Source organism: Pantoea sp. CTOTU49201, from assembly GCF_032054795.1.
Lineage (GTDB): Bacteria > Pseudomonadota > Gammaproteobacteria > Enterobacterales > Enterobacteriaceae > Pantoea > Pantoea symbiotica.
In genome coordinates, this window is sequence record NZ_DAMBSA010000212.1 from 1 (window position 1) to 7,898 (window position 7,898).

1 protein-coding gene is annotated in these 7,898 nt (G+C 62.6%); it reads left to right on the forward strand.

Going from position 1 to position 7,898, the window contains the following annotated elements:
* On the forward strand, nucleotides 1-7,877 hold a 7,877-nt coding region (locus RTY00_RS15045), incomplete at its 5' end, for a non-ribosomal peptide synthetase (RefSeq protein WP_312664983.1).
* Between the last annotated feature and the right edge of the window lie 21 nt (nucleotides 7,878-7,898).

Below are 7,898 nucleotides of genomic sequence, written 5' to 3' on the forward strand. Positions count from 1 at the left end.
CGCCGTTTACCCCGTTCACCACGGTGATTGAAGAGATTCAGCAGTGGCAGGATTCGCCAGCTTTTGCCCGCTCCGCCAGTCACTGGCAAAGCTACACGGCGGATCTGCCAGAAACCCTGACGCTGTCCAGCGAAAACCTGAGCGATCACGGCGATCGTCCGATCAGCTGTCAGGTGACGCTGCCGCAACTGGCCACGCTGCGTCAGCAGCAGCAACTGGCCGACAGCAGTGAAGGCGATATCGTCAGTGCGCTGTTGGTGGCCTATCTGGCGCGATTCAGCAACAGCCAGCGTTTGTCGATTGGCTTCCCGTTTATGCGCCGCATGGGTTCGGCGGCGATTTCCACGCTCGGCCCGGTGGTCAATGTGTTGCCGCTGATTTTCACCGCCAGCGATGAGATGACATTACCGATGCTGGTGCAGCAGGTGCACGGCGAAATCCGCAAAGCGCGCCGCCATCAGCGCTATGAAGCAGAGCAGCTGCGCCGCGATCTCGGCCTGGTCGGCAGCAGCCAGGCGCTGTATGGCCCGGTGATTAACGTCAAGGTTTACCACGACGATCTGCAATTCGACGGCCAGCCCGCCCCAACGCACACGCTGGCGATGGGCCCGGTGGACGATCTGGAGTTTGAAGTCGGCTTCCGCGATGGCGCATTGCAGCTCACGCTGGTGGCTAACCCGCGCCGCTACGATGCACAAACACTACAACGTCATGCCGATCGCATCAGCCATCTGCTAACTCAGTTCGCGGCGGATGCCGACATGAGCCTGGGTGCGCTGTCATTACTGGCACCGCAGGAACAGATCGATCTGCAACGCTGGTCGACCGGACCCACCATCGTGCCGCCTGCCGATACCCGAACCATCGTCGATATCCTGCTGCAAGCCGCTGAGCAATACGGCGAACAAACTGCAGTGGTGTGCGGCGAGCGCAGCCTGAGCTATTGCCAGCTCGCCGAACGCGCGATGCAACTGGCACATCTGCTGATCGCACGCGGTTTACAAGCAGACGACGTAGTGGCGATTGGTATTCCGCGTTCAGTAGATTCATTAGTCGCAATATTCGGCGTGCTGGCGAGCGGCGCGGCCTATATGCCGCTCGATCTCGACTATCCGCGCGAACGCCTGGCGCTGATGTGCGATGACGCGCAGCCCAGGCTGCTGCTGACGCACTCCAGCACGCTGGCGCAAATGCCGGAGCTGCCGCATCTGCTGATTGACCAGATTGCGTTGAGCGATTATTCCACCGCACGACCTGGCACCCAACTGTGCGGCGACGATCTGGCCTACATGATCTACACCTCGGGATCGACCGGCCGCCCGAAAGGCGTGATGAGCACCCATCAAGGTTTGCTCAATCTGTTCCTGTCGCACCGCGAGCATCTGTTCGGCCCGGCGATTGCGCGCTTCAGCGCCAGCAGCCCGCGCCGCATGCGCGCTGGTCACACCGCTTCCTTCTCGTTCGATTCCTCATGGGAACCGCTGTTCTGTATGCTGATGGGCTGCGAGCTGAATATCTTCGACGAAGAGCTGCGCCGCGATGCGTGGGGCCTGATTCAGCAGATGAACGCGGTGCCGGTCGACTTGCTGGATATCACCCCGTCGTTCTTCTCGCAGATGATCGACAGCGGCCTGCTGGAAGCCGATAACCATCGCCCCTCTTTTGTGATGATTGGCGGTGAAGCGGCCACGCCAAAGCTGTGGAAGCTGATGCAGCAACAGCAGCAGATGGAGATCCACAACTATTACGGCCCGTCGGAATACACCATCGATACGCTGGGCGCCAGCGTCATGGCGTCACCGCAGCCGGTGATTGGTCGTCCGGTGGGCAACAGCGAAGTCTATCTGCTGGATAACCAGCTGCGTCAGGTGCCGATTGGCTGCGCTGGCGAGCTGTATATCGCCGGAACCGGCATCGCGCGCGGTTATCTGCGCCGTCCCGATCTCACCAGCGGACGCTTTGTCGCTAACCCTTTCCGCGACGGCGATGTGATGTACCGTAGCGGCGACCTGATGCGCTGGCGTCAGGATGGACAGCTGGCGTTTATTGGGCGTACCGATCACCAGATTAAAGTGCGCGGCTTCCGCGTCGAACTTGGTGAAGTGGAGAACGCGCTGGTGGCGCTGCCGGAAGTCAGCACCGCCGTGGTGATCGCCGAAGTGATAGGCGCCACGCATCGCCTGATTGGTTACTGCTCGGTGCAGGATGACGCGCTGCGCGCCGATGCCGATCTCAATGCCCGTTTGCTGGCGCAACTGGCCACGCAGCTGCCGGATTACATGGTGCCTGCGGTGCTGATGGTGATGGATGAGTTGCCGCTCAACGTTAACGGCAAGATTGATCGTCAGGCACTGCCGAAGCCGCAACAGGCGCAGCAGAGCCAGAGTCGCGCCGCCAGCACGCCGCAGGAGCAGCTGATTTGCCACGCGATTGCCAGCCTGCTGGGGCTGGAGAGCGTCGGCGCGGAAGATGATTTCTTCGCGCTGGGCGGTGACAGCATCTCCGCAATGGGGCTCAGCACCGCCGCACGTCGCGCCGGTTATCTGCTGCGTCCACGCGAAATCTTCGCCGAACGCACCGCCGCACGCATGGCACGGGGTTTGCAGCCGCTGGCGCAGCACAACAGCGGCGCGCGCGTAGCGCAACAGGGCGCGATTGGCGGCTTGCCGATTATGCACTGGTTCAATGCGCAAGCCGGTATCAACGCGCGCTTTGCTCACGGCGTGCTGCTGTCTGTGCCGCCGCAGTTACACCTCGCACAGCTGGAACAGTTGATCGATCAGCTGGCGCAGGCGCATCCGACGCTCAACGCCTTTACGCGCGGCGATCAGCTGATTGTCGGCGAAGCGCTGGCGACGCGCCCTGCCCGCGTGCGGGCGCTTAAGGTGCAGGATCGCGACCGCGCAGCGGAACAGGCGTTTAGCGAAGATGCTGAGACGCTCGATCCGGCAAACGGTGCGCTGCTGCACGCCACGCTGCTACAGCAAGACGGTATCAGCTGTGGTTTGGTGCTGACGCTGCATCACCTGATTGTTGATGGCGTCTCCTGGCGCGTATTGCTGGAAGAACTGCAGCAGGCTGGTGACGCGCTGATCAATAACACGCCGCTGGTGATCCCCGCCGAGGAAACCTCGCTACATGACTGGTCAGCCGCGCTACTGGCGAACCTTTCGGCGCGCGCCAGCGAGTTACCGTTCTGGCAGCAGATGTTGACCGAGCCGCTGCCACTTGTCGGTCAACGGGCGATTCAGCCCGGCGATCGTCAACAGCATCAACGCACGCTGCTGGATGCATCCACCACGCATGCGCTGCTCAACACGCTGCCGCAGCACTATCGCGCCACCAGCGAAGAGTTGCTGCTGACATTGCTGACGATGGCGCTGCGCCAACTCAACGGCAGCGCACAGCAGCGCATCACGCTGGAGTCGCATGGCCGTGCTGAACTGCATGCTCAGCAGGATCTGGCGCGCACCGTCGGCTGGCTGACGGCGGAATTCCCAGTGCTGCTGCCGTTGCCCGGCAATCCACATGCGCCGCTCAATGAGTGTGTACGCGCGGTAAAAGCGGTGCTGCGAGCGGTGCCGGATCGCGGTATTGGCTACGGTCAGCTGCGCTGGCTCGATGCGCATCGCGGTGTGACGCTGGAAAAACTGGCGGCACAACACGCGCCGCAGGTGCTGTTTAACTACCTTGGACGCTTCACGCAGCGCAGCGGTGACTGGTCGCCACAGCGCACCGCGCAGCAGTTCCGCGACACCTTTGCGGTGCTGCAGGATGAGGCGCTGTCGCTGCAGCACGCGCTGGAACTCAACGTCTTCGTTGAAGAGCAGCCGCATGCTGCTCAGCTGGCGCTGAACTGGAGCTGGGCGGATGGAGTATTAAACGCCGAAGCGATTACCGAATTACATCAGGCAATGGCCGCTGCCGCACAGGCGCTGATGACGCTGGCACAACAGCAGCCGCAGCAAGCCGCCAATACGCTGGTGGCCGCCGAGGTGGCGCTGGAAGGCGTCGATGATGCGTTGCTGCAACAGCTGCATGCGCGTCACGGCGCGTTCAGCCATGCGCTGCCGCTGTTGCCGCTGCAAAAAGGTCTGCTGTTCCACGCACAAACCACCGCGCAGCAAGGCAGCTATAACTCGTTAACCCGCTTGACACTGAGCGGCGATATCAGCCCCGCATTGGTACAAACCGCGCTGGACGCGGTGTTACAGCGCCATCCGCAGCTGGCGGCGCGCTTCGACGCCGAACTCAGCCTGCAGCCGCTGCAGCTGATACCCGAAACAGAATTGCGCTGGCCGCTGACGCTGCATCAGCTAGCCGACGATGATGAGATTGTGGCGCTGGAGCATCAGGCGCTGGCGCAGGATCTGTTTAGCCAACCGATCATGCTGCACGCCACGCTGATCGCCCATCGCGATGGCATGCGCTGGACGCTGCTGCTCAACGCGCATCATCTGGTGGTGGATGGCTGGTCAACGCCGGTAATCCTCAACGATCTGCTCAGCGCGCTGCGCCAGCAAACGTTGCCCGCGCACAGCAGCAGCTACGCCGACATTGTGCGTCAGCTCAGCCTGCGCGACAGCAATGAAGCGCGTCAGCAGTGGCAGGAATGTCTGCAAGAGGTGCGTCCGACGCTGCTCTATCCGCAGGCCGCCGACAGCGCGGTCAACGAGAAGCGCATTACGCTGGATGCCACGCTGGAGCGGGAACTCTATGCGCTGTGCCGGGCGCGCGGCTTAACCCTGAACACCGTGATGCAGGGATTGTGGGGCTTGATGCTGTCGGTCGCCAGCGGCCAGCAAGACGTGGTGTTTGGTGCGCCGGTTTCTGGCCGTTTTGGTCAGATTGACGGCATCGATCAGCACGTTGGCCTGTTCAGCAACACGCTGCCGGTGCGCCTGCGCTTCGATCATCAGCGTCCATTGCTGGCGCAGCTCGCCGATCATCAGGCGCAGCAAATACAGCTGGTTGAGCAGGATTGCCTCGGTCTCGCCGAGATTCAGCAGTTGGTCGGTGCCGGTACGCTGTTCGATACCTTGCTGGTGGTGGAGAACTATCCGGACAACCAAACGCTGCTGGATGCCAACGCCGCCGTGCGCTGCGAAGCGATTCACAATCGTGGTTACACGCACTATCCGCTGACGCTGCTGGTGCTGCCGGGCGAACAGCTGACGCTGCTAATGGAGTATCGCGACTGCGTCAGCGAGCCGGAACGGCTGGCCGAGCGGCTGCTATTGCTGCTGCAACAGCTGGTCAGCACGCCGGATCTGCCGCTGACGCAGTGGAAGTTGCAAACGCTGGCCGAGCAATCGCTGCTCGCCTGGGTCAACAACACCGGCGTACAGCTGGAAAATGAAACCCTGCAACAGGCGATTGCCCAGCAGGCGGCGCGCACGCCGGACGCGCTGGCGCTAATGGATATGGAGCATCGTCTGAGCTACGGCGAAATGCAGCGTCAGGCCATGCTGCTGGCGGATCGCTTGATTGAAGCGGGCGTGATGCCGGGCGATATCGTCGCCGTGGCGCTGCCGCGTTCGGTGCGCCTCAGCATCGCGCTCACCGCCATCCTGCAGGCGGGCGCGGCCTATTTGCCGCTGGATATCGGTTATCCCGATGAACGTCTGGCGTACATGGTAGAAGATGCGCGGCCGTGGGTGCTGATCACCGAATCCGCGCTGGAAACCCGCTTCGCCACGTTTGGCACGCTGATGATGTTTGATGGCTTAGCCGCTGAACACATTCAGCCGCGCCACTCTTTGCCGCAGGCGGATGCTAATCGCCCGGCTTACGTGCTCTACACCTCGGGCTCGACCGGTAAACCAAAAGGCGTGGTGGTGAATCAACGCGCCATCGTCAACCGCCTGCGCTGGATGCAGGCCAGCTATCCGCTGCGCGCTGACGACGTGGTGTTGCAGAAGACGCCGTGCAGCTTTGATGTTTCGGTGTGGGAATTCTTCTGGCCGCTGATGACCGGTGCGCAGCTGATGATGGCACCGCCGGAAGCGCACCGCGATCCGCAGGCGCTGTGGCAGCTGATTGACGATTATCGCGTGACTACCCTGCACTTCGTGCCATCGATGTTGGCGGCCTTTGTCGGTCATCTCGCCGCGCAAACCGATCAAGCTTGCCCAACGCTGCGCCGCGTGTTCTGCAGCGGTGAAGCGCTGGCGTGCGATTTGGCGCGCAGCTATCAGGAGGTGATCGCCGCGCCGCTGCACAATCTGTATGGCCCAACCGAAGCCGCCGTCGATGTCACCTGGCAACCGGCCAGCGGCAGCGCGCTGGATGGCCTCAACGGGCCGGGCGTGCCGATTGGTCGTCCGGTGTGGAACACGCAGCTGCATATTCTCGATAGCCTGCTGCGTCCGGTGCCAGTTGGCGTGCCGGGCGATCTCTATCTCAGCGGCGTGCAGTTGGCCGATGGTTATTTGCATCGCGCCGACCTGACGGCACAGCGCTTTGTCGCCGCGCCGTTTGCCGAAGGCGAGCGCATGTATCGCACCGGCGATATCGCCAGCTGGCGCGCCGACGGTGCGGTGGAGTATCTCGGTCGCAGCGACGACCAGCTAAAGATGCGCGGACAGCGTATCGAGCCAGGTGAAATCGAACAGGCGTTAGTGGCGCTGCCGGGCGTGGCGCAGGCGGTGGTCGCGGCGCGTGCGCTGACGCAGCACTCAACGCCGGGCGTCGATAACCGTCAGCTGCTCGGCTGGCTGGTGGCCGAAGCGGGCGTGGCGCTGGATATCGATGCGGTAAAGCAGCAGCTGGGCGAACGTCTGCCGGCGCATATGCAGCCGGTCAGCTATCTGATGCTCGACCATCTGCCGCTCAGCGCCAACGGCAAGCTGGATCGTAAAGCGCTGCCGATGCCGCAGCTCAGCGCGCGCAGCGGTCGCCTGCCGCACAGCGCCAACGAACGTCTGCTGGCGGATCTGTTCCAGCAGCTGCTCGGTTGCGACAGCGTATTTGCCGATGACGATTTCTTCGCACTCGGTGGTCATTCGCTGCTGGCGATGCGTCTGGCGGCGGAACTGCGCCGTCGTGAGGTGCCGCCGCTCAGTGTCGGGCAGATCATCGCCGCGCGCAGCGTGGAGAAACTGGCGGCGCTGCTCGACGGCGATGCCAACAGTGAAAGCGGTGGCAACGGCGAACTGCTGCCGCTGCGCGCTGGTCACGGCCCGACGCTGTTCTGCATCCATCCGGCATCCGGCTTCGCCTGGCAGTACAGCGCCCTGCTGCACTATCTCGACGGCGACTTCCCGATTGTCGGCCTGCAATCGCCGCGTCCACATGGCGTGATTGCCGCGTGTCACAGCGTGGAAGCGATGTGCGATCACCATCTGCAGGCGATTCGCCAGCAGCAGCCGAGCGGCCCTTATTTCCTGCTCGGTTATTCACTCGGCGGCACGCTGGCGCAAGGCATCGCGGCACGTTTGCAGGCGCAGGGGGAAACGGTGGCATTCCTTGGTCTGCTGGATACCTATCCGGCAGAAGGTCAGGACTGGCGCACGCCGGACGCCGACGAGGCGGAACAGGAAGTGGCGCGCGAGCAGGCCGAGTTTATGGCTGCGACCGAGGATGAGCGCGATCCGCTGCTGCGTGAGGAGAAGGCGGCGATGTTTAGCACCATCGTCGCCAACTACAAAGACGCCGTGGCGCGCCTCGCCGAAGCGCGCACGCCGCGTTATGCCGGCAACGCCACGCTGTTTATGGCCGAGAAAACGCTGCCGCCGGATATGGATGTGCGCGCCAGTTGGGCACCGTTCGTTGATGAATTAACCATCTTCCCGCTGGATTGCGAACACGCCGATATTCTTTCGGCGGATTCGTTGAAGGTGCTGGGACCGTTGATTAATCGTTTGTTGGCAGGTTGAGGTTAAAGCGTTTTTGTAAGG